Consider the following 21,106-nt stretch of genomic DNA (forward strand, 5'->3'; position numbering starts at 1 on the left):
CGGCAACTTTGAACCACCCGCCTTCAACAACCCTGGATCGAGCGCTACATCTTCCCCGGCGGCCACCTGCCATCGATGTCGGAGTTCACGCCCGCCATGGAACGATCTGGATTGCTGGTCAGCGATGTCGAAGTGCTGCGTCTGCACTACGCGCGCACGCTCAGGCTGTGGCGCGAGCGCTTTCTGGCGCGCCGCGATGACGCCAAGGCCCTGCTGGACGAACGATTTTGCAGGATGTGGGAGTTTTATCTGGCGATGTCCGAAACCGCGTTCCGTTATCAGGACATCGCCGTTTTCCAGGTGCAGCTCGTGCGCAATCAGGCGGCGGTGCCGCTCACACGCGACTACGTGGGACAGCGCCGTGATGCACTCAGGGTGCGTGAGTTGCAGTCTCCGCGATATGCGAACATAGGCGCTCGAACTGCACATCCGTAAGCCATTCGCTGTTGCTGATCGCGACAAGGCGCTGCGCCCAGTCGCGCGCAATCATTACGCTGTCGAGCACCGCGCGTCCGAGAAGCGGTGCATAACGCACGTAGTCGGGCAGGATGTTCACGAACGGCAGCGACAGCCCCAACCCGGAAGACCAATAGGCGCGCATCAATGCATCGCGCGATACGCGGCTCGGCATGCGCAGCAAAATCACCGGCCACGTGCCCTGGGCATTGGGTGCAACATCACGCACGATCTCCACGCCGGAAATTTGAGCGAGTGTCTGGATTCGGTTTTCCGCACGGGCTTGGGCCTGCGCGAGGTGCGAAGTCAAGCGTTTAAGTGCGCGCACGCCCACACGCCTGCGCCACGCGCCGAGCGTGTGCTGGGGAATGAACGCATCAAAATCATCGCCCGCTGCGGTGATCCAATCGTCTGCCGCGAGGTTCTTGCGCAACGGTGCTCCATACGCCCAATCGAGCGTGGCCGGTCGGTACACGGCGGCATAGCCCGCAAGCTCCGCGCTGCGAAGCAGTTCCCAGCCCAGACTGAATCCCACGGTTCGTGAATGCGTTACGCGCAAACGGCTTCGCAACTGCGGATCACGCGCTACCAGCACCCCGCCTTCAAAGGTCGTGAGTCCCTTTCCAACCGCCAGACTGAACAGGCCGATGTCGCCTTGCATGCCCACGGACTCGCCATTCACGCGCGCGCCGAGCGCTTGCGCGGCGTCTTCGATCACGTACGCGCCAACCATGCGCGCGAAGTGCTGTGCGACCCGCACGTCGGCCACGCGGCCACCGAGATGCGTGGGAACAATGGCAAGCGTTTTTTCGCTACACAGACTGCGCAACATCTGCTCGTCCATGTCCAGCGCCTGCGGACTCAGGTCGCACAGGCGCGCTTGCAGTCCGCACTGTGATATCGCCATCGCGACCAGCGGGCAGGTGTATGCGGGCACGATGACTTCGTTGCGCGCGGGTGCCAGCTTCTGCAAGGTGCGCAGTGCCACCACGAGTGCCGAGGTGCCCGAGCATTCGAGTTGCGTGGCTGGCACCTTGAGCCATTGCGCCAGCGCATCTTCCAGATTGGCATCGCCCCAGGGCAGCAAGTCAGAGGCAAGAAGCCGCAATCCGGCGGTGGGAGGAACCTTGATTCGCGCAACTTGCATTCATGCATTGTCCACGATGCGTGCCGCGCTGGCCGTGCCGCTCTGATGCTCGTCGCCCGGCTCATCGGTCTCGCTGAACGCGAGACACACGATGCCGGCAATGATGAACACACAACCCACGATCTGCGGCCAACCGATGTCTTCATTGAACAGGTAGTGCGAGAGCGCGAGCACCGAGATGATCTCCAGATGCGAAGCCGCGAACGCGGGCCCGATGGGCGCGCGCCTGAGCAGACTCATCCACGTGAAGAACGCACCGATGTAGCCCACGAACGCGCCATAGATCCATGGCTCGCCGAACACGCGCATTAGCCATGACGGCGTGAACTCAAGCGGCAGCGCAGCACTGCCCGCTTTCTTGAAGCTGAGCTGCGCCAGCGTGTCAAATGCCATCAGCACCAGAAAGCCGACGATGTAGAAGCGCCTGCTCATCCCTTGAGCCCCACGACCGCTACACCGATCGACACCAGCACGATGCCCGCAACACGCAACGGTGCCAATTTTTCCTTGAAGAAAATGCGACCCGCGATCATGATCGCGACGATGTTGATTGAGCCCAGCAGCACGCCATCCGACAGCGGCACGAGCGACAGAAACGCGAGCCAGAAGATGAATTCGGCCACGTAGCAGCCCATGCCAATCCACAGCCATGGCTTGCCCAGCATGAAGCGCCAGCGCGCCATGCCGTCCAGCTCACCGGGCTGGCTGGCCGCGGCCTTGAACGCCAACTGCCCTCCACTATCCACCAGCACGTTGAGCGCCCACAAGGTGAGAACCAGCGGCGACAGTTCACCGCTCATGCTGCGCTGGCTCCGGCTGTGACCTGGCGGCGCAGACGCGGGCGAGAAACTCGTTGACGCGGGCAATCACCGTGCGGCGCTCGCGGTCGATGGTGATCATGTGATAACAGTTGTCGAGCAGCACCAGCTCGACCTGCGCATTCACCGCACCCCGCGCGATGTCGTGCGCGTTGGAGACCGAGGAGATGTCGTCATGGCTCGCATGTATCACGAGGCATGGCGCGCACAGTTTGTTCAGGTGCGACTGCACATGCGCCGAAAGGCGTCGAAGCTCGATGATCGACCACCAGGGATTTCCGGGCAGGCCCGCTGCCGCACTGTCACCACTGTGCATCTGCTCGACGATGCGCGCCCTCAATGCCTCGTCCTTGATGCCATAGGGGGGCGCCTCCATGAACACGCTCTTGCGGCCAATGCCAAGGCTGCGAAACAGCGGCAGCAGGAATGCGAGTCGGGTATAGCCGGGAATGCTCCATCCGTCGTACCGGAAGGTGGTGGACAACGCGCAGACACCGGCCACTTTGTCCGTGCGTTTTTCTGCAATCGCAAGCGAGAGCAAGGCACCCATCGAAAGACCCCGACCACGACCTGATCGACATGCCCGCTGAAACGATCCAGCCCCGATTCAACGCTGGCAAGCCAGTCCTGCCAGCGTGTGCTCACCAGATCCTCCATCGCACCGCAATGACCTGCAAGCTGCACCGCATATACCGTGAATCCCTGCCTGTTGAGTCCCTTGCCGAGCACGCGCATTTCAGCGGGCGTTCCCGTCAACCCATGCACGAGCAGCACTCCGGTGCGCGCCGCAGGGCCGAAGCCCGGCATCACGAATTCGTTGCGCGTGAGGCATAGCGATTGCAGCGCGGCCTCGGCCTCGCTTTTCCGTACTGCGTGGAATCCGTCTGCGGCGTTCATGCATGGGTCTCCAGTCCGAGCGCGATTTTTTCAAGCAGCGCGGTCGCTTCGGTGAACGTTTCGAACGGCACGTGCGCGATGCCGTGTGCCTCGCAGTGTCCAATGAGCTTGTACTTGGCGAGCACCAGATCGGCCTTGTGCGACACGCAAAAATCCGAGGTGCTGTCGCCCACATACAAGACGCGCAGGGCGTCACCCTGCTGTTCGACAAGACGCTCGCACTTGCAATTGCCGCTCGCGCGCTGGCAGCGGGCGCTGGCCCATGGCGACTCCAGGTGCCAGCGGCGTTCACCCGCGCCCACCAGACGATTGGCGATCACGTCCAGATGGCCGAGGCCGTGGCGCGCGAGCACGTGACGGATGGCGTAGTCGATGCCGTCACTCACCACTTGCACCTTGATGCCGTGTGCGTGCGCCACAGCCACAAAGTCGGCAAAGCCCGGATCGATTTCAATGCCGTCAAGATGCGCGCGCAACTCGTCTTCGCTCATGTCGAGCAGCGCGACCTGGCCCTTCATGCATTCACGCGAACCGATCTCGCCGCGCTCCCACGCGTCTTCCAGTTCCTGCCAGCCCGGCATCCCGAAACGCGTGAGCAGGGTATCGGTCACGTCGAGCAGGCTGATCGTGCCGTCGAAATCGGATTGCACCATCCAGCCGGTATGCGCTGGATACAGGTCGATGCGTTTATTCATGGAAAGTCACTCTCACGTTTTGTCCCACGCGCGCCCTGGTCGGGGCTGCTCAAATGCCAGCACGCATTCGATGATGCGAACCGGTCCTCGCTGGGTGTCATCCTGCAGGTGCGCCGAGCCAAACACCGGGCTGATGCGAACGACCTTTGCGTCCGGCAGCGCGGCCGCGTTGTTGCCGGGGTCGCCGTCGAACACCACGGTCGCGCGCATGCCTTCGCGCACGGCGTTGGCAAAGCTTTCGTTGAGCTCCGCACGCACGATGAGCGGCTTCTGCGGCAACACCGTGATCACTGGCTGGGCGGGGCTCGCCTGGCTGCCCGTATGGGTTCTCACGCGCACCACGGTTCCCGCTTCGGGTGCGCGCAGCTCGAAGCGTTTCTGCGCGGAGCGCAACTGATCGACCTTGGCTTGCGCAACCTTCACCTCTGCGGCCGCGACGTCGGATTCGGATTGCGCGTCGCGCAGTTGCTGTGCCGCGTCATCCACGTTTTGCGCATCGGCAGCGCCTTCGCGCGCGGCGGCCTGCCAGCGGGCAAGCGTGGCCTTCAATTGCGGCAACCGCGCGGCTTTTGCTTTCTCGCGCGCTTGTGCGAGCCTGGACTCGGACTCGGCCACCGACAGATCGGCGCGTGATGCGTCATCGGCCACGCGTAGCAACAGTTGGCCGCGTTGCACGCTCTCGCCTTCTTTCGCCGGCAATTGCAATACCGTGCCGTCAATGCCCGGGCCAGCTCCAGCAAGCCGCCCTCCACGTCGATCTTGCCGCGCGCCACGGCAGCGGGAGCATTTTGTGCCTGCGCTGCCGCAACTGCGGCGTTGGTGGTGGAAGTGGGCACGCCACTTCCGGAAGGCGAACAACCCACGAGCAGTCCGCCGAAGATGAGGGCTGACGCTACCATCAGGCTGAATGCGGATGGGCGCCGTGTCGTTTTCATTGCGTCATTCCTTGGTCTTCGTCTTCGACGGGCGCGGACTGGCGCCAGTCGCTGCGGATAGCGCCGTCTTCCATGCCGAGTACGCGATCCGCGTGGCGCACCAGACGCGGGTCGTGGCTGACGCACAGCACGGTGGTGCCATGCATCCGGGCCGCGCGGTGCAGGATGTCAATCACGCGCTGGCCGCATTCGGCGTCCAGCGCACTGGTGGGTTCGTCGGCAAACAGCAATTGCGGCTGCTTGGCCATCGCGCGCGCAATCGCCACGCGCTGTTTTTCGCCACCGGAGAGTTCCGCAGGCCGCATGTGCGCACGATGCGAGAGCCCGACTTCGTCAAGCGCCTCCTGCGCGCGGCGTTTGGTTTCGGAGCTGCGCATGCCCATGTAGCCCAGCGGCAATTGCACCTGCTCCAGCGCGGTCAGCGCGGGAAACAGGTTGAAGCCCTGGAAAACGAAACCCGTGTTGCGCAGGCGAAAGTGTTCAAGGTCACCAGCGCTCATGCGTTCAAGGTCCTGCCCGAGCGCGTAGGCCTTGCCGCTGTCCGGCGTGAGCAGGCCCGACATCAGCGACAGCAGCGTGCTCTTGCCACAGCCGGAGGGCCCTGAGATCAGCGAGAGTTCGCCCGCATAAAGTTCCACGCTCAGTCCCTGCAACACATGCACGCGCACGAGGCCCGACAGGTAAGACTTCTTCAGCGCCACCGCCTGCAGACTGGGCTGCGCGGTGGGCAGCAACGGCTGGACTGGAGCGGGGTTGTCATCATGTTCATGGCCAACAATCCTGATCAACGCAGCAATGTGGCGGGATCGGCCCGCAGCAAACCGCGCATTGCCCCAATACCCGAGAGCAGCGCGAGCAAGGCGATCAGCGCGGCGCAGCCCAGCAAGGCCTGGCCATTGAGCGCAACAGGCACGCGATACATGCGAGCCACCGCCAGCAATGCCATGCTCGCGATGGCGGCCAGCAGCAGTCCCATTCCACCAATCCACAAAGCCTGCTCGATCACCACGCGACCGAGCGCAGAACGGCTCACCCCCAGCGCATTGAGCACCGCATATTCACGTGCCGAACCCGCCACCACGGTCTTGAGCGACTGGCTGGTCACGACGGCGCCGACCAGACACACGACAATCGCCATGAACAGCACGCCAGCGCCGGCACCGGTGTCGAACATCCAGTAGATCTGCGAACGGCGCGCGAACACCTGCGCGGTCCACACTTCGTGCGGGCCGAAACTCGCGCCGTTGGCTCTCAGTCGAGCCTGAACTGCCTGCACATCGGCGCCGCTGCGCACACGCGCCACGAGATAGGTGCTGCCGCGATTGGCGGGTTGATCGGAAATTTCACGGGCGCTCTCCAGCGACGAAATCACGTTCACCCCGCCCAATCCGCGCAGTCCATCCACCGCCGCCACGATGCGCACCGGGTGGTTGTTGATCCACGCGATGCCGCCTTCGGTGGACGCCAGTGTGGGCAGGTCGGCCCGGTCGACGATCACGCCTCCAGGCTCGCGCAGCAGATTGCGCTGCCAGGGCGCGAGCACGCGGTCGAACATCAGCGCATTCCCTGCGGTGGATATGCCCGAGAGGTAAATCGACACTCCGCCCACCGCCTCGGCGCTGGCGCTGCGCGCGCGCCAGTCGCCATCCACCCATTGGTAGGGCTCGACGACCGGGATGTCGGGATCCATGCGCATGCGCATCTCCACGTCGGGCCGATGTTGCGACCGAAATTCACGCTCTGCGTACCCGGATAGCCCACCCACAGATCGGCGGACGTAGCGCTTACATAAATGGCCGCCGTGCTGAAAATGCCCAGTACCAGCGCAGCCTGCATCACCAGCAACACGCCTGCAAAGCCCACCGCGAACACCGAGGGAACAAAGCGGCGCCATTCATAGGCGAGCGTCTTGCGGGCCAGCGCGATCATTGCGCGGTCTCCGCGTTGGCCTGCGCGGGCAACGGCGCGCCGCCCAGGGCCTTGTACAGCGCGATATACGCAAGTGCCTGCGCACCCTGCGCGATGGCTTGGTCGCTCTGGTTTTGCAGCGCCGCGCGTTGGTCAGCCAGACCGCTGAACTCGCTCGCGAGCCCCAACCGCTGGCGACGCTTGACAACATCGCCGCGCGCGGCCAACTGTTGGGCCATGTCTTCGAGTGCCTCGATGCGCTCATGCTGCGCGGCAATTCCGGCGAGCGCAGTCTCCACATCGGCAATGCCTTCGAGCACACTCTGGCGATAGCCCTTGACGGCAATGTCAAACGCCGCCTCGTCTGCTTCGACCTGCGAGCGACGACGGCCCCAATCGAACAGAGGGATGTCGATCACCGGCCCGATCAGCGGCATCTGATCGGAGGTGGTGCGAAAGTTGCGCGTGAGGTTGTACGAATACAGCAGCGAACCGGAAAGCGCGAAACGCGGATAGAGCGCCGAACGCGACAGCCCCAGCGTGCCGGCGGCGTGCTCCACCGCTGCTTCGGCGGACTCGATGTCGGGACGGGTGCGCAGCAAATCGGCGGGAAGCACCTGGAGCTGGAATGCAAGCGGCTGCGGCATGCGGGCCTGCACGTCCGTTGCAAGCCATCGGCCGTCGGGCTGCGTGCGGCCCAACAAAACGGCCAGTGCATGTGCCGCGCGAGCCTGCGATTCCTTGACGCCGTAGAACTGGGCGCGGCTTTGCCCGAGTTGCAACTGCACCTCCTGCACCGCGTCGTGGCTTCCAAGACGTTGCTGAAGACGCACCTGCGTGAGTTTCAGCGCCCGCTCATCAAGCGCCACGCGCTGCTCCAGCAGCCCCCGCTGGCGCTGGGCCATGCGGATGTCCAGCCAACGATGCACCACATCTGCCACGAGATTGACGCTCGCACCGCGCGCCTGCGCCTGGGCTGTCAACAGTTCGCCATGGGCGACCTGCATCGTGGCCTCGCGCGCACCGAACAGGCCCAGATCCCACGCGACATCGATGCTCGCGTGAAAATACGAGTCCACGGCGGCGATGTCCTGCAATGTGCGCGCGCCGCCGGTCATTTCAGGTTTGTAGGTGGAAGACGCCACGCCCATCAGCGAACGCTGGCGCTTGAGACGCCCGAGCGCCTGCACGAGATCGAGGTTCTGGTTCAGCGCTTCGTTCACCAGCGCGTTGAGTTCGGGATCGTTGAAGCGATGCCACCATTGCTGGAGATCGTCAACGCCGAGTTGGACACCTTGCACGCCGCCGCTGTTGCCGGCCGGCTGAAGCCACTGCGCGGGCGTGGAACGGTCCATCTTCGGCAGTTCCGACGTGGCGCAGCCAGCCAGAAGTGACGAAAGACCGATACACAGGAGGACGCGGGAGGAAGTTACTTTCACACTCATGCGGTTGAAACGCAGACCGCTGAATGACATTCAGTTGCAGCGCGGGGCCGAAGACAATATTTCCTGCTTGCCATTTGACAAGTGCAAACTTGCGCCAGATTGCACGGTTTATGGAGAAAGTATGGAGATGTAAACATGCCCGCCGTGCCTCGATGGGATGCGGGTGCGGCGCGTGCTGGACCGGATTGCCGTGGATAATGTCCCGCACCGTCTGCGGGGCGGCGCAACCCTCTGGTTTGGGCACCCTGCACGTACCGCGAGCCATCCAATGAAATCGAACCACGCCACGGCGGCGACCGCCCCTTTGGTACTTGTCGTAGAGGACGAGCCGGGCATCGCCACCATCCTGAGGGCCTATCTCGAACGCGATGGGCTGCGCACACAGCTCGCGCATGACGGCCCCGAGGCCGTGCAACTGTTTCGTCTGCATCAACCTGACCTGGTGCTGCTGGACATTCACCTGCCCACCATGGATGGCGTCGACGTGCTGCGCTCCATTCGCGATCAGGGGCAGACGCCCGTGATCATGGTGACCGCCCTTGCAGACGACGTCGACAAACTGGTCGCGCTGCGACTTGGCGCCGACGACTATGTCGTGAAACCCTTCAATCCGGCAGAAGTGGTCGCTCGCGTTCGCGCGGTATTGCGCCGCACGAACGCGCGACCGGCTCCGGATGCCGCTCCCATCCGCGTCGGGGCCCTGGAGATCAACTCCGAAGAGCACAGCGCCGTGGTCTACGATGACGCGGGTCACGCGCGGCCACTGCCGTTGACGCTCACCGAGTTCCGGCTGCTGTCGCTGCTCGCATCACAGCCGCGGCGCTGCTTTTCGCGCCTGCATCTCATCGAGAAGTGCCTGCCCGAGAGCGACGCGCTGGAGCGCGTGATCGATTCGCATCTCTCCAAGCTGCGCCGCAAACTTCAGCTCGCTGGCCAGGAAGAACTGATTGAAACCGTGCGCGGAATTGGCTACCGCCTATGGCCCGAGGACTGAACCGCATCTGGGTGCGTTTCGGACTGTGGATTGCGGCCACGGTCCTGAGCACCATTGCGCTGCTGTCCGCCGGAGTGTGGGCTTTTTCCAGTGTCAAGTACTACGATTTTTACTGGAGACTGCCCGACGAAGTGCGCGTGGAGCTGGATGACCTCAATGCCAGGAACCTCGACGAGAGCCCGCGCGCCATGCAGATCTACGCCCAATACTGGCGCGGCGACCTGCTGTTTGGCGAACAGGTGTCGCTGCTCATCGGGCTGATCGTGTGCCTGCCGTTCGGGCTCACCGTCGGGTTCTGGGTATCGCGCTACGTGACCCGGCCGCTGGCGTCGATTGTGGAAGTGGCGGAACGCGTGAAACAGGGCGATTTCTCGGCACGCGCGCTGACCGATGGCACGCGCGGCGAAATGGGCGAGGTGGTGCATACCTTCAACAAAATGATCGACTCGCTGGAGGAACTGGAATCCGAGCGCCGCGCCACCGCGGCGTCCATCTCTCACGAGTTGCGCACGCCCTTGGCAGTGCTCAAGGCGCATCTGCACGCGGTCTGCGACGGCGTGATCGTGGCAGACGAAGCCGCGTTCCAGACGCTGCTGGCACAGACCGAACATCTGGGTCGTCTGGTGGACGATCTGCACACGCTCTCGATGGCCGAGGCAGGACAGATTTCTCTTCAAAAGCAGCGGCTCAGTCTCGGTGATCTGGTGAGCGAAGCCCTTGCCCAGATGCAGCCGCAGCTACAGGCGGCAGCAATGGAAGTGGAACTCAGCTTGCCGCTCGACGAGAGCGAAGGCGATGTGCGCGCCGACCCAGACCGCATGCGCCAAATCATCTTCAATCTGGTGAGCAACGCGGTACGCCACGCATCGAGCGGCCATTGGCTGGGCGTGAGCGTGCGTTCCCTGCACGAACATGCCACCGGCGAGGCCTGGGTGGAACTTGCGATCAGCGATGCGGGGCCCGGCCTGCCCAAGGAAATCATTGCGCATCCGTTTCAGCGTTTTGCGCTGGCGCCTGGCAAGCGGCGACGCGAGGGCTCAGGCCTTGGCCTGTCGATCGTGCGCGCGCTCACGGAATTGCAGGGTGGGACGGTCGCCACCCACCCATCCGATCGTGGCGGCACCTGTTTCATTCTGCGATTCGCCCACGCGTAGACAACAAGCGCCCGTAGGCATCTCCACACTTTGCACACATGGTGCTCTCATAATCGTCAGCGATCCGTTTGAGACACGCGCGGCATGAGTTCCATTTCAGTTTTCTTCGACACCCACTGGAGTCAGGCCATCGACGGTTTGTCGGCCCACGTCGTGGTTCCCGTGGTCAACGCGTTGGGCATCGCACAGGCAGCAGGGGATCCGCGCGAGATCGCGCAGGCGGCGATGATTGCCATGCTGCAACTGTTCCTGATCGCTTGCGTCATGCGGCCGCTCGAGGGCCTGATTCCCGCCGAGCGCTGGGAGCACCGCCACCACACCACGGTGGATCGCAACTTCACGCTGCTGATGCTGCTCGGGCTGTTTCCGCTGTTCAGCTTCATCGTGCTGATGCCATTCGCGCACCTGCTCGGTGGTGGCCCGGCGACCGATGCACCGAGCGGCATCAAGGCGTGGGTGCCGTGGTTTGCCGATCACCCTTACCTGCTGTTTGCCGTTTACTACGTGATCTACGATCTGGTGTACTACTGGATGCATCGGGCGCAGCACCTGATTCCGTGGTGGTGGGCGATGCACAGCATGCATCACAGCCAGCGCCAGATGAGTTGCTGGAGCAACGACCGCAGTAACTATGTGGACGGCATGCTGCAGTCCATCATCCTTGCGAGCGTCGGCCTGGTCATGGGCGTCGAGCCTTCCGAATTTGCGATGCTGGGGCTCCTGAGTGAGCTGGTGCAAAACTTTTCACACGCCAATGTCGCATTGCGCCTTGGGAGGCTGGGCCGCATCGGGGAGCACGTGTTCGTCGGCCCGCGCTTTCACCGCAATCACCACATGCTGCGTGACGCCGAGCGCCCCGAACGACACAACTGCAACTTCGGGCAGGTGCTGCCGTGGTGGGATCAGCTATTTGGCACCGCGCTCTACCACGACGAGCCGCTGCGCCTTACGGGCGTGAGCGACCCCGAAGTGGATGCCGACAACGAACGCGGCGTGATCAGCATGCAGTGGCACAGCACGCGCCGGTTCTGGGGTGCAGTGACCTGCCGCGCCGGTTGGCGGCCAGGGGACGTGTCTTTTGGGCGAGGCTACCGCCCAGTGCATGACCTCGACAAACAGCCCCTGCTCGACCCGGAATCACCACGCTGACTCAATCCAATGGGCCGAAAAAAGAACGCCCGTGAAGACCGGCCTCATTCCAGGCGGCTGTCCTCCTCGACACAGGCGCGCTTGAGCGCCTTGGCGGAGTAGTCGATGGTTTGCTTCATTGCGCCGCCCAGCAGCCTGGCGTCGATGTGCAGCTGAAAATTCGCTCCGGCATTCACCTGATGGGCCTCGGCGGTCAGCATGCTGCCGCATTGCACGGTCCATTCCTTGCGGTTCTTGTTCACCAGTTGGCTCTGGGTGATCCGGCACTGCTTGAACTGCTGCGACAGCAACTGATCGGGATACAGAAATCCGTCCTTGTCCACCTGCTCCTTGACGAAGCAGCGGTTCTTGACGCGCGGCGGCTTGGCCGGCTTGTTGCCGATGGCGGATTTGGTTTCGGTGACTTCAAATGCGCCGGGCCTCGCGGCCTGCGCCGAAGGAGAAAAGCCCGCAAGCGTCAGCGCCGCAAGAAGAAAAAGACCGGAGGCGGAAAAAGATGGAGCACGCATGACAAGGAAAATAGCAGGTTTGGAACAACCCTTGCGTAGGCGATGGGGCTAGGGTTGCAAACAGCCGTAACCGGCCTCGCAAGCTGCGGGCGCGATGTCACAAGGCACTCGCTACACTGAGTGCAGCCGTCGGCGGCCATCCGGTCGCGGGTTATTGTGGGAGTGGGCACATGTCGGTTGTTTCGGTTCGGTATTCTTCTTCGCGCACGCTGGCGGTATCGCTGCTCGCGGCCTTTGTGGCGGTGGGTTGCGCGGGCAGCGGCAGCAATGCATCCGCGCCCGGTTCGGACGCGTCGTCGCCCGCTTCGTCTGCCGCCACGTCGGGCCAGAATGCAGGCAAGGCGGGCACCCCGAACGCCTCGGCTCCCGATGCTGGCGCACGCCGCTCCACCGCCGAGTTGCGGGCCGAGCAGACTCCGGGTTTTGTCCGCATGCAGTTCGATGTGCTGCGACTCACGGCGCTCTACGATGGCCGGGTCGACATCGATGCGAAGCAACTCAAGAACGCGTCGGCGAACTCGATTGCGCAATTGCTGCGTCAGGGCAAGCAGCCGGCCAAGGGCGCTGTTCAGACCTCGGTGAACGCCTTTCTGCTCGACGACGGCAAGGGCAACATCGTGCTCGTCGATACCGGCTCCGCAGATACCATGGGCGAAAACGCCGGGCATCTGCACAAGGCGCTTGCGGCGTCGGGCTATCGCGCCGAGGATGTCACGGCCATTTTGCTGACCCATCTGCACCCCGATCATGCGGGCGGCCTGCTCAAGGACGGCGCACTGGCGTTCCCGAACGCTCAGGTCTATGCCGCCAAACAGGAAGCGGATTTCTGGCTCTCCGAATCCATCGCGCAGGCGGCTCCGGAAGCGAACCGCGTGTATTTCGCCGGTGCGGTCAAGGCCGTTACGCCCTATCAGGCGAGCGGTCGTTTCCACACCTTCACCTCGGGCAAGCTGCCCATCGAGGGTTTCGACGCGGTGGCGCTGCACGGCCACACGCCGGGGCACACCGGGTTCATGGTGAGCTCGGGCAGCGAGAAGCTGCTGCTGTGGGGCGACGTGGTGCACAGCCATACGACGCAATTCGCCAACCCGGCGATTTCGCTCGAATTCGACAACGACCTGCGCATGGCCCGTGCCGCGCGCATCAAGGTGCTGCGTGAGTCGGCGCGAAACGGTCAATGGATTGCCGGTGCGCACATGCCGTTTCCGGGCGTGGGCCGCGTGGTGACCCAGGGTACGGGCTATCGCTGGGTGCCACTCGATTTCGCGCAAGCCATGTCAGCGGCAGAAAAGCGCCAGCCCTGAGACGCCGGGGCGGGGCCAGCGACGCCCTGTCCCCACAATTCCACGGGCTTCTGTATCGCAGCTTGCGCTGGGCTTGTATCGCTTCATAATACTGTATTTATAAACAGTAATACGATGCGATGCAGCTGATCCGCAAACTGTCGATCCTGGCCGACGCCGCCAAATATGACGCGAGTTGCGCGTCCAGTGGCGTGAAGGGCCGCGACTCGCGAGGCGGGCGCGGCATCGGTTCGGCCGAGGGCTCGGGCATCTGCCACAGCTACACGCCGGACGGGCGCTGCGTGTCGCTGCTCAAGATTCTGCTGACCAATTTCTGCGTCTACGACTGCCAGTACTGCATCAACCGCAAAAGCTCGAACGTCCAGCGCGCACGGTTTGCGGTGCAGGAGGTGGTCGATCTCACGCTGGATTTTTACCGCCGCAATCTCATCGAAGGGCTGTTCCTGAGCAGCGGCATCATCCAGTCGGCCGACTACACCATGGAGCAGCTTGTGCAGGTCGCGCGAGACCTGCGTGAGGTGCACGATTTTCGGGGCTACATCCACCTCAAGACGATTCCCGAAGCCTCGTCCGACTTGCTGGCCGAGGCCGGGCGATTTGCCGACCGCCTGAGCATCAACATCGAACTGCCGACCGAGCAGGGACTCGAGGCCTTTGCGCCCGAGAAATCGCTGCCCAGCATTCATCGCTCGATGGACGACGTGGCGCAGCGCGTGAAGGCGCACGACGAGGAGCGCCGCCTGGCCCAGCAGCGGCGCGTTCGCTCGCTGCCGGGCGCGCGGCGCGCTCAGCCACTCGCCGTGCCGGGCTTCGCCCCTGCGGGCCAGAGCACGCAGATGATCGTCGGCGCGGATCGCAGCAGCGACAGCGACATTCTCACCACCAGCTCGGCGCTCTACGGCGGCTATCGCCTGCGCCGGGTCTATTACTCGGCGTACAGCCCGATACCGGACGCGTCGAGCACGCTGCCACCCGTCGCACCACCGATGGTGCGCGAGCACCGGCTGTATCAGGCCGACTGGCTGATGCGCTTCTACGGGTTTGCGGCCACCGAGGTCACCGAGCACCAACCGGACGGCATGCTCGATCTCGAACTCGATCCCAAGCTCGCCTGGGCGCTAGCGCATCGCCACTGGTTTCCGGTGCGCATCGCCACCGCGCCACGCGAAATGCTGCTGCGCATTCCGGGGCTGGGCGTGAAGTCCGTGGACCTGCTGATCGCCGCGCGCCGCGTGCGCCCCCTGCGCACCGACGATCTGCGGCGGCTGCGCGTCTCGCTGCCCAAGGTATTGCCGTTCGTGGAATTGGCCGATCATCATCCGCGCGGGCAACTCGATGATGCCGACCTGCGCGCACGGCTGTTGCAATCGACGCGCATCGGCTCCGTGCAGCAGCGGCACGCGGGGTTTGCATGGCAGGAGCGCGAGCAGCTCGCGCTGTTCTGAGGCACGCCTTGACGGGAGACCGCATGCCGCCATGGATCATCCGTCTGGAGTCCCCCGACGACTGGGGCGGCTTTCGGCTCGCGGCGCGGCATCTGCTCGCGCATCGCGTGCCCGCGCACGCCGTGCGCTGGATCACCGATCAGGGTACGGCGACCGCCGACGGAAATAACGACCTGTTCACCGCGGCTGCGGGTGACGACGCGGCGATTGCGCCGCATGAGGTGGAATTGCGCCTGCTCGAAGCGGGATCATGTCGGGCTACAGATACGCCGCCGATCGCACTGTCGCGCCTAGCGATGCAGACCTGCGCGCAGGCCAGCCTGCACGCCGATCCCGACCGTTTCGAGCTGCTCTACCGCTGGCTCACGCGCGTCAGCGCCGGCACGGTGGATGCGGGCGATCCGCTGGACGGCGACTGGATCCGCATCGCGCGCGCGGCCCGTGCGGTGCAACGCGAGATTCACAAGATGCGCGCCTTCGTGCGCTTCAAACCGCTGACGCGAGCGCAGCTTCTTCCGCCGCTCTACATCGCGTGGTTCGAACCGGCGCACCACGTGGTGCGCGCCAATGCCGACTTTTTCGTGCGGCGTTTCACCGGCATGCACTGGGCGATTCTCACGCCGCAGCTCGGCCTGCGCTGGAATGGCGAAACGCTGGAGGAGGTGAGCGACTGCCGCCCCGATCAGCTTCCCGCCGCCGACGCGGGCGAAGCCCTGTGGCTCACCTACTATCAGAGCACCTTCAACCCGGCCCGGCTCAAGCCCCAGGCCATGCTGCGCGAGATGCCGCGCCGGTACTGGAAGAACCTCCCGGAGGCGCGCCTGATTCCTCAACTCGAGGCATCGGCGCGACAGACCACCGACGAGATGCTGCGCGTGAAGCCCGGGCTTGGAGCCCGCGCAGATCAGTCGTAGCGACGGATGTTGTCCACTGCCACGCCGTTCATCGCGCGGCTCAGGTCGGCGATCATGCGGGCTTCGCGCAGGGCAAGGTTGTAGTGGCTTTCCTCTTCCTTGGCGCGGCGACGTGCGTCGGCCCAGGATTTGCCGATGTTCGCGAAACGTGCGAAGGTGGCGCTCAGGGAAACGGAAGAATTGCTCAAGTTGTTAGCCGCGCGCTGCACGCGCTCCACACCGGCGTGGTGCATGGTGGCGTCGGTACGTACAAAGCTTGTCATGATGTGAACCTATTGGGATGTCCGCGGGAGCAAAATCTCCTGCAGAACCGCTACTTTAGGGTTTACCCTAAATCATTTCAAATTTATATTTTGAATCTCAGTCATTCATTTGAGTGATGATAGTGCGTGACCACTCCTAGCCACTTCAATTTCCGCGCCCTCGATCTGAATCTACTTCGGGTGTTTGACGAGGTGATGGCAGAGCGAAACCTCACGCGCGCGGCAGCGAATCTGTCGATCACCCAGCCTGCCGTCAGCAACGCGTTGCGACGGCTGCGCGAGTTGCTCGGCGACGAGTTGCTGTTGCGCAAAGGCCACGGGGTCGAGCCGACTGCGCACGCCGTGGCCATCTGGCCCGTGGTGCGCCAGTCGCTCGAGATGCTGCAGCAGTCACTGCTGCCGGACAGCTTCAACCCAGCCACCACAAACATCACCTTTGTGCTGGCAATGGCCGATTCGACCGTTGCCACGCTGATTCCCCCGCTGATCGAGATTGTCGAGCGCGAGGCACCGGGGCTTGCGCTGCGCATCATGCCGCTGATCAACCGCGATCCGCGCCATCTGCTGGACGAGGCGGCGGTCGATCTGGCGGTGGGCTATTTCCCGTCCGTGCTGGCCGATCTGACCGCGCAGGCGCAATCGGGCACGCTGCCCGAGTACGAAACCCGCCGTCTCTACGACGGTGAATATGTGGCCGTGATGCGCAAGGGCCATGCGCTGGCCGATCACCCGCTCACGCTGGACGAATATTGCAGCTCGCGCCACCTGCTCGTGAGCTTCTCGGGCCAGGGCTGGGGATTCATCGACGAGGCGCTGGCGCTGCTTGGGCGGCAGCGGCGCATTTCGCTCACCGTCAACCAGTATTCAACGGCGGCCAGAGTGGTGGCCCACTCCGACATGGTCACGGTACTGCCCAGGCACTTCATACCGCTCACCGGCATTGCCGACCAACTGCATCAGCAGCCCCTGCCGCTGGACGTGACGGCGGTGCACGTGGCCGCGCTCTGGCAGCGCCGTGGTCGGCACCAGGCGGCCACGGCCTGGCTGCTGGGCGTGTTCCAGCGGGTCGCGCAAAGCCTCGCCGTCTGAGGACAGCGCGGCCCTGCTCAGTGCGTACGCCAACGCCTCATGTGAGCCATCACCTGCCACTGCGCGAGCCAGAGCGCCAGATAGCCCCAGGTCTCGAACAGTTCTTCGGCAATCGGCGTCGAGGCCGGAACATACGGAAAAGGAAGATGCTGCTTGGTGTGTTCTTCGGCAACGGCGGACATCAGCATCGCGACGACCAACAGCAGCCATCGAAACCAGGGCCACGCGCGTTCCCTGTGCAGGCGCGCGACCACGCGGCTCCAGGCGGAGCTGCGCCACATGGCGGTCAGGCCGATCAGCAGCAGCGCGGCGCAGATCCAGGGCACGGCCGGCCGGTACCAGAGCACGCTGGAGCTGACAATCGGGCCATGGTCGTCAAACCCCCTGGGAGCCAGAAACGCCGCACCCCAGGCCAGTTCGCGCCCCGCCATGACGAGCCACACCAGCGCGGCGGTCCACCATAGCGCGCGCGTTGAAGCCTCGGTCTGCCTCACGGCGGCCCACATTGCCGTCACCGCACCCGCGAACAGCATCAGCGCCTGCGCATTCTCAAGCGGTCCGTTTTCCCAACCCCAGTTCGCCGGTAAAACCGCCGACACTGGCAGGGTGGTCAACAGGCCCAGCAGCACGACGATGTTCCAGAATGTCGTGCCGGAACCCCCGACCCGGGCGCGCGAGGGAGCGTCAGTCACGACTCCTTGATTTTTGGGTGAGGTGCCGATGGACATGCAGTGTCCGAGAGAATATAAAAATTTCACAATTCGGCGATTTTCTCTTATTGGTAACAACAGTTTTCTCTATGCGGCTTCAGCTACTGTCCGACCTGCACCTCGAAACCCATCCGCGATTCGAGCCCACGCCCGCCACTGGCGCCAACGCACTGGTGCTGGCGGGCGATATCGGCTCCTATCAACAGGGCTCGCGCATCGCGGGTGAATATTTCGGGCTCGAACGCTTTTCCCCGCTACCGCAGTTCGCTCACTGGCCCGTGCCCGTGATCTTCGTGCCCGGCAACCATGAGTACGACAACCTGGATTTCGACGAAACGCATGCGCGCCTGCGAGCCACCTGCGATGCGCTCGGCCTGATCTGGCTCGAGCGCGAAACACTGGTGCTCGATGGCGTGCGCTTCATCGGCACCACGCTGTGGAGCGACTTCGATGCGCTGGCCGAGGACGATGCCAAGGTTCATCCCGCCCGTTATCTGCAAAAGCGCGAAAAGGCCTTTCGCGCGGCGAACTTCTACCTGCGAAAGACCGGCGGCACGCGCAATGCCGAGCCTTTTCTGGCCGAGCAGATGCGTGAGCAGTCGCTGGTCTGCCAGGAGTGGCTCGAACATGCGCTGCGCACGCCCCATGCCGACGGTCCCACGGCGGTAATCACTCACTTTGCCCCGAGCCTGCGCAGCGCCGATCCGCGCTATGGCCTCGTGCCTGGAACCGCCGGTTTCTGCAATGCACTCGACCACCTGCTGCCGTATGCCGATCTGTGGATGCACGGTCATCTGCACGCGCCCAGCGACTACGCGGTCACCGCAGCGCGCGAGGACGGCCAAACCCGCACCTGTCGTGTGGTGGCGAATCCGCTCGGATATGCTGTCAAGGGTGAGCAAGAGACCTTCCGGCCCGATTTCTGCGTCGAGATTTGATGCCGCTCAGCCGCTGGCATTTCGCTCATTGAGAACCATCAACCGACAGCCGCATTGACTCATGTCAAGCCACTGATTTTGTCGGCCCGTAATCTGAGAACATTCTCAAGAATGGAGATTCACCATGAAGATCTTGCTCGCAGTCGACGGAAGCGCGTACACCCAGAAGATGCTGGACTATCTGGTCACCCACCAGGCCACCATGGGCGAAGCGGTCGAATACACCGCACTCACGGTCTGCGCCGAAGTGCCGCCGCGCGCGCGCAAGGCCCTTGGCAAGGAAACCGTGGAGCAGTACTACGCCGAAGAGTGCGAAAAGGTGCTGAGCCCGGTGCTGGCATTTCTCTCGCAGCACGGCATCACGGTGGCGTCGCTCGCCAAGGTCGGCCAAGCCGGTGAAACCATTGCGCAGATCGCCGAGGAAGGCAAGTACGATCTCATCATCATGGGCACGCACGGCGCGAATGCATTGAACAGGCTGGTCATGGGATCGGTCAGCACCAAGGTGCTGGCGCAATGCAGCGTGCCGGTCATGCTGATTCGCTGACGACCTGCCACTTCCGGTAACCGGAACCAGGAGCCGCGCTTGCGGCTCTTCTGCTTTCAGCCGCCGTCTTTTTCTGTGCCAGGCGGCGCTTCGCTGTCCCGCGAACGTGCGCTGCGGCGGCTGCCCGCCCTGCGTGACGGATAGGCGCGCTCGGTGACCTGCTCGGCGCTCTCCATCTGGGCGACCTGATCGAGCAGCGTGGACAACGCCTGATTCAACGCGGCGACGGAATCGGCATTCAGCGGCTCCAGCAATCCGACGTTGATGGCGCGCACGCGCGGCCAGATGTCGTCGTGCAGCCGTTGGCCTTGCGGCGTGAGCTGCAATTGCGCCTCACGCCGATTGGTTTCGCGGTTCGTGCGCTGCACCAGACCCTTGTCCATCATCGTCGCGACGGCGCGCGAGATACGCGAACGATCCAGCTCCAGCCGCTCGGCGAGATCGGAGGGGCCGATGCCGGGCTCCCGCATCAGCCACATCAGCATGCCCCATTCGCGGCGCGTGATGCCGTAGTCGCGCTCGCACAGACGCGTGATCAGCCGTCCTGCCGAAGCATGGAGCTTGGAGAGGCGATAGAGAAACAATTGCGAGGGCTGCTGCGGATCGGTCAGGCTCGAGGACGGCAGCGGCGCGGCATCGGATAGGGGTGCGTTTGGCATGCGGGAAAACTCGGGGCTGTTGTATTAGAACAATTGTGCCTGCTGTCTCTAAATTGCGGTCACATTTCGCGCGCGTGCCTTCGCAGCGCGTGCACGCACCGTCCTAGCAGGCCGCATTTGGGGAATCATCTCATGATCAAGCGTCGTCAATTCATCACCCGTTCCGGTTCCGCCACGCTCGCCACGATGGCGGCCTCGGTGGCCGCGCCCGTCGCGCTGTGGAGCGCCGGTCCCGCGCATGCCAACGACCCGTTGCTGCGGCTGATCGTCGGCTATCCGCCGGGCGGTGGCTCGGACCGCGTGGCGCGCATCATCGCCGACAAGATGGGCGCGGCGCTCGGCTCGTCGGTGATCGTCGAGAACCGCGCGGGCGCGGGCGGCCGGGTGGCGGCGCAATACGTCAAGAGCGCGCCCGCCAACCAGCCCATGCTGATGCTTGCCAACCCTGCGGTGATGGTGATCTCGCCGCTGGTGGTGAACGATGTGGGATACGACGCGGACAAGGATTTCGTGCCGGTCAGTGAAGTCAACAACTATCTTTTCGGCGTGGCGGTGTCGAGCGCCGTTCCGGTCAAGGAAATGCAGCACCTGCTGGCCTGGCTCAAGGCCAATCCCAAGCAGGCCAACATGGGCGTTCCGGCCACGGGCAGCCTGCCGCATTTCTTCTCGCTGATGCTCGGCGAAAAGGCCGGCGTGACCGTCGAGGCCGTCGGCTACAAGGGCTCGGCTCCGCTGCTCACCGACCTGATCGGCGGCCAGGTGCCCGTGGCGGTGGACACGCTCGACGTGCTGCTGCCCCAGCACGAGGCCGGCAAGCTACGGCTGCTGGCCATCTCGGGCGAGCAGCGTCACCCCGCCCTGCCGAAGGTGCCCACGCTCAAGGAATCGGGCGTGAATCTGGCCGCCGAAGGCTGGAACATCTTCTTCGCCCGCGCAGCATGCCCGCCGCGCAGGTGCAGCGCTATTCGGACGAGATCCGCAAGATCATGCAGGACCCCGACACCGTGCGCCAGTTCAAGACCAGCAATCTGGACCCCGTGGTGAGCACGACCGCGGAAACGCAAAAGCGTCTCGCCGCGTATCGCAAGCAATGGGAACCCGTCATTCGCGCCTCGGGTTATCGCGCGTGA

At 63.9% G+C, this 21,106-nt stretch carries 23 protein-coding genes and 2 pseudogenes; 11 read left to right on the forward strand and 14 right to left on the reverse strand.

Annotation, left to right across the window (positions count from 1 at the left end; genetic code table 11):
• The first annotated feature begins 75 nt into the window (after nt 1–75).
• A complete protein-coding gene (locus H9K75_RS24790; protein WP_264293781.1) occupies nt 76–435 on the forward strand; it encodes a class I SAM-dependent methyltransferase in 360 nt (119 codons plus the stop codon).
• Here H9K75_RS24790 and H9K75_RS12480 read toward each other — a convergent pair.
• The 10 genes and pseudogenes from H9K75_RS12480 to H9K75_RS12520 form a co-directional block, all read right to left on the reverse strand.
• Entirely contained in the window at nt 371–1,603 is a 1,233-nt protein-coding gene (locus H9K75_RS12480) for a DegT/DnrJ/EryC1/StrS family aminotransferase (RefSeq protein WP_187722922.1), read from the reverse strand. The genes H9K75_RS24790 and H9K75_RS12480 overlap by 65 nt on opposite strands.
• Nucleotides 1,604–2,035 carry a DMT family transporter gene (locus H9K75_RS12485; RefSeq protein WP_187722923.1) on the reverse strand — a complete coding sequence of 144 codons (432 nt, stop codon included), beginning with the start codon at nt 2,033–2,035 and terminating at the stop codon, nt 1,604–1,606.
• Nucleotides 2,032–2,403: a DMT family transporter gene (locus H9K75_RS12490; protein ID WP_187722924.1), complete on the reverse strand. Its 372-nt coding sequence runs from the start codon at nt 2,401–2,403 to the stop codon at nt 2,032–2,034. The genes H9K75_RS12485 and H9K75_RS12490 overlap by 4 nt, the downstream gene beginning before the upstream one ends.
• A pseudogene (locus H9K75_RS25170) lies at nt 2,393–3,318 on the reverse strand (alpha/beta hydrolase). The gene H9K75_RS12490 and the pseudogene H9K75_RS25170 overlap by 11 nt, the downstream one beginning before the upstream one ends.
• Nucleotides 3,315–4,013 (reverse strand): MtnX-like HAD-IB family phosphatase, encoded by a 699-nt coding sequence (locus H9K75_RS12500; protein ID WP_187722925.1) that lies wholly within the window; start codon nt 4,011–4,013, stop codon nt 3,315–3,317. Before H9K75_RS12500 ends, H9K75_RS25170 begins: the two are co-directional and overlap by 4 nt.
• 12 nt (nt 4,014–4,025) lie before the next feature.
• Nucleotides 4,026–4,688, reverse strand: a complete 663-nt coding sequence (locus H9K75_RS12505; RefSeq protein WP_264293782.1) for an efflux RND transporter periplasmic adaptor subunit — start codon at nt 4,686–4,688, stop codon at nt 4,026–4,028.
• A gap of 256 nt (nt 4,689–4,944) precedes the next feature.
• On the reverse strand, nt 4,945–5,727 hold the full coding sequence (locus H9K75_RS12510; RefSeq protein WP_404826440.1) for an ABC transporter ATP-binding protein: 783 nt from the start codon (nt 5,725–5,727) through the stop codon (nt 4,945–4,947).
• A gap of 5 nt (nt 5,728–5,732) precedes the next feature.
• On the reverse strand, nt 5,733–6,503 hold the full coding sequence (locus H9K75_RS12515) for an ABC transporter permease (protein ID WP_319016923.1): 771 nt from the start codon (nt 6,501–6,503) through the stop codon (nt 5,733–5,735).
• Nucleotides 6,503–6,877, reverse strand: a complete 375-nt coding sequence (locus tag H9K75_RS25175; RefSeq protein ID WP_319016817.1) for a hypothetical protein — start codon at nt 6,875–6,877, stop codon at nt 6,503–6,505. The genes H9K75_RS12515 and H9K75_RS25175 overlap by 1 nt, the downstream gene beginning before the upstream one ends.
• The gene (locus tag H9K75_RS12520; RefSeq protein ID WP_264293783.1) at nt 6,874–8,211 is read right to left on the reverse strand and encodes an efflux transporter outer membrane subunit; all 1,338 of its coding nucleotides are present in this window, start codon (nt 8,209–8,211) and stop codon (nt 6,874–6,876) included. Before H9K75_RS12520 ends, H9K75_RS25175 begins: the two co-directional genes overlap by 4 nt.
• 358 nt (nt 8,212–8,569) lie before the next feature.
• Between H9K75_RS12520 and H9K75_RS12525 the strand changes: the two genes are divergently transcribed.
• The 3 genes from H9K75_RS12525 to H9K75_RS12535 all read left to right on the forward strand — a co-directional run bounded on the left by H9K75_RS12525 (nt 8,570) and on the right by H9K75_RS12535 (nt 11,598).
• Nucleotides 8,570–9,295 carry a response regulator gene (locus H9K75_RS12525; RefSeq protein WP_187722927.1) on the forward strand — a complete coding sequence of 242 codons (726 nt, stop codon included), beginning with the start codon at nt 8,570–8,572 and terminating at the stop codon, nt 9,293–9,295.
• Complete coding sequence (locus H9K75_RS12530) at nt 9,280–10,449, forward strand: sensor histidine kinase (RefSeq protein ID WP_187722928.1); 1,170 nt, start codon at nt 9,280–9,282, stop codon at nt 10,447–10,449. Before H9K75_RS12525 ends, H9K75_RS12530 begins: the two co-directional genes overlap by 16 nt.
• An 84-nt stretch (nt 10,450–10,533) precedes the next feature.
• A complete protein-coding gene (locus H9K75_RS12535) occupies nt 10,534–11,598 on the forward strand; it encodes a sterol desaturase family protein (protein ID WP_187722929.1) in 1,065 nt (354 codons plus the stop codon).
• Between the two features lie 44 nt (nt 11,599–11,642).
• Here the strand turns inward: H9K75_RS12535 and H9K75_RS12540 are convergent, their stop codons facing one another.
• Nucleotides 11,643–12,107 carry a DUF3617 family protein gene (locus H9K75_RS12540; protein ID WP_187722930.1) on the reverse strand — a complete coding sequence of 155 codons (465 nt, stop codon included), beginning with the start codon at nt 12,105–12,107 and terminating at the stop codon, nt 11,643–11,645.
• 170 nt (nt 12,108–12,277) lie between these two features.
• Here H9K75_RS12540 and H9K75_RS12545 point away from each other — a divergent pair, with 170 nt between their 5' ends.
• The 3 genes from H9K75_RS12545 to H9K75_RS12555 all read left to right on the forward strand — a co-directional run bounded on the left by H9K75_RS12545 (nt 12,278) and on the right by H9K75_RS12555 (nt 15,770).
• Nucleotides 12,278–13,411: an MBL fold metallo-hydrolase gene (locus H9K75_RS12545; RefSeq protein WP_187722931.1), complete on the forward strand. Its 1,134-nt coding sequence runs from the start codon at nt 12,278–12,280 to the stop codon at nt 13,409–13,411.
• A 119-nt stretch (nt 13,412–13,530) separates the two neighbouring features.
• Nucleotides 13,531–14,856: a putative DNA modification/repair radical SAM protein gene (locus H9K75_RS12550; protein ID WP_187722932.1), complete on the forward strand. Its 1,326-nt coding sequence runs from the start codon at nt 13,531–13,533 to the stop codon at nt 14,854–14,856.
• Nucleotides 14,857–14,864: 8 nt separating this feature from the next.
• A complete protein-coding gene (locus H9K75_RS12555) occupies nt 14,865–15,770 on the forward strand; it encodes a TIGR03915 family putative DNA repair protein (protein ID WP_226858131.1) in 906 nt (301 codons plus the stop codon).
• On the opposite strand, the gene H9K75_RS12560 is transcribed toward H9K75_RS12555, so the two are convergent.
• A complete protein-coding gene (locus H9K75_RS12560; protein WP_187722933.1) occupies nt 15,761–16,033 on the reverse strand; it encodes a hypothetical protein in 273 nt (90 codons plus the stop codon). The genes H9K75_RS12555 and H9K75_RS12560 overlap by 10 nt on opposite strands.
• 195 nt (nt 16,034–16,228) lie before the next feature.
• Between H9K75_RS12560 and H9K75_RS12565 the strand changes: the two genes are divergently transcribed.
• A complete protein-coding gene (locus tag H9K75_RS12565) occupies nt 16,229–17,122 on the forward strand; it encodes a LysR family transcriptional regulator (RefSeq protein ID WP_187726028.1) in 894 nt (297 codons plus the stop codon).
• Between the two features lie 17 nt (nt 17,123–17,139).
• On the opposite strand, the gene H9K75_RS12570 is transcribed toward H9K75_RS12565, so the two are convergent.
• Nucleotides 17,140–17,814 (reverse strand): hypothetical protein, encoded by a 675-nt coding sequence (locus tag H9K75_RS12570; RefSeq protein ID WP_187722934.1) that lies wholly within the window; start codon nt 17,812–17,814, stop codon nt 17,140–17,142.
• A 107-nt stretch (nt 17,815–17,921) separates the two neighbouring features.
• On the opposite strand from H9K75_RS12570, the gene H9K75_RS12575 reads away from it, so the two are divergent.
• Together H9K75_RS12575 and H9K75_RS12580 are read left to right on the forward strand one after the other, a co-directional pair.
• The gene (locus H9K75_RS12575; protein ID WP_187722935.1) at nt 17,922–18,770 is read left to right on the forward strand and encodes a metallophosphoesterase; all 849 of its coding nucleotides are present in this window, start codon (nt 17,922–17,924) and stop codon (nt 18,768–18,770) included.
• Nucleotides 18,771–18,894: 124 nt separating this feature from the next.
• Nucleotides 18,895–19,317 carry a universal stress protein gene (locus tag H9K75_RS12580; RefSeq protein ID WP_187722936.1) on the forward strand — a complete coding sequence of 141 codons (423 nt, stop codon included), beginning with the start codon at nt 18,895–18,897 and terminating at the stop codon, nt 19,315–19,317.
• A gap of 56 nt (nt 19,318–19,373) precedes the next feature.
• On the opposite strand, the gene H9K75_RS12585 is transcribed toward H9K75_RS12580, so the two are convergent.
• The gene (locus H9K75_RS12585) at nt 19,374–19,976 is read right to left on the reverse strand and encodes a MarR family winged helix-turn-helix transcriptional regulator (protein ID WP_187722937.1); all 603 of its coding nucleotides are present in this window, start codon (nt 19,974–19,976) and stop codon (nt 19,374–19,376) included.
• A 132-nt stretch (nt 19,977–20,108) separates the two neighbouring features.
• Between H9K75_RS12585 and H9K75_RS12590 the strand changes: the two are divergent.
• Nucleotides 20,109–21,106 (forward strand): annotated as a pseudogene (locus H9K75_RS12590) (Bug family tripartite tricarboxylate transporter substrate binding protein).

Origin of the sequence: Diaphorobacter aerolatus (genome assembly GCF_014489535.1) — a bacterium.
In the GTDB taxonomy this organism is placed as follows: domain Bacteria; phylum Pseudomonadota; class Gammaproteobacteria; order Burkholderiales; family Burkholderiaceae_C; genus Diaphorobacter_A; species Diaphorobacter_A aerolatus.